We start from the raw sequence: 908 nt of genomic DNA, 5'->3' as shown, positions 1-908 counted from the left end.
CAAGCTGTTTTGCTGTCTTTGACCAGTTGTTATCGTTTCTTGAAAGAGCTTCTTTAATTAGCTTGCGCTGAAACTCTTGGGTTTGTTCTTGTAGTGTCGTGCCCTCAGTGCCTTAATCAGTATTGTGAGAGTCCGTTTCGTTCGAGATTACGATTGTTCTATTGAGCGCGCGATTAGTTTGCTCAGTGCTGATCGGGATGCTGCGCTCGTTAAGGTAAAGGACTTGTTTGTCGTTTGAGCGACTTTGTTCCGTTACAAGGATTCGCGCCACCATATTTTCAAGCTCTCGCACGTTTTCAGGCCACGCATATTCATTCAGTATTTGCATTGCTTGATCTGAATACCGGATTTCATCAATGCCAATTTTACTTTTCCATTGCTTCGTAAAGAACTCAATAAGCAATGGGATATCACCATGGCGTTCTCTAAGAGCTGGGGATTGAACAGGGAAGACGTTCAAACGATGGTATAAGTCTTCCCTAAAGCGGCCTTTAGCTACTTCATCTGAAAGGTTGCGATTGGTTGCCGCAATGACTCGGCAGTTTACGCGTATGCTGGTTTTAGAGCCGAGGCGTTGAATTTCTCCTTGCTGCAGTGCTCGCAGTAACTTGGCTTGCAGTGCTAAAGGCAGCTCGCCAATTTCATCGAGAAACAGCGTACCGTTATCAGCGAGCTTGAACTTTCCCCGTTTTGCTTTATCTGCACCAGTGAATGCTCCTTTCTCATGTCCAAACAGTTCTGACTCTGTTAGCTCTGAAGGCAGAGTAGCGCAGTTTAGTGTCACGAGCACTGTATCTTTAAGATGCGATTGTTGATGTATCTATTGGGCGATTAGCTCTTTCCCTGTACCACTTTCGCCTTGAATTAATACGTTCAGACCTGTTGTCGCAATAGCGGAGATGTTGTTT

The 908-nt window shown here is 45.0% G+C and carries 1 pseudogene; it reads right to left on the bottom strand.

Features of this window, described 5'->3' with window-relative positions:
- Nucleotides 1–112 precede the first annotated feature (112 nt).
- A pseudogene (locus tag A3762_RS08015) lies at nt 113–892 on the bottom strand (sigma 54-interacting transcriptional regulator).
- Nucleotides 893–908: the final 16 nt, after the last annotated feature.

The sequence above is a fragment of the Oleiphilus sp. HI0125 genome, assembly GCF_001635355.1.
The sequence above is the reverse complement of the archived record's forward strand: the minus strand, read 5'-3'. Positions and strand labels throughout refer to the sequence as shown.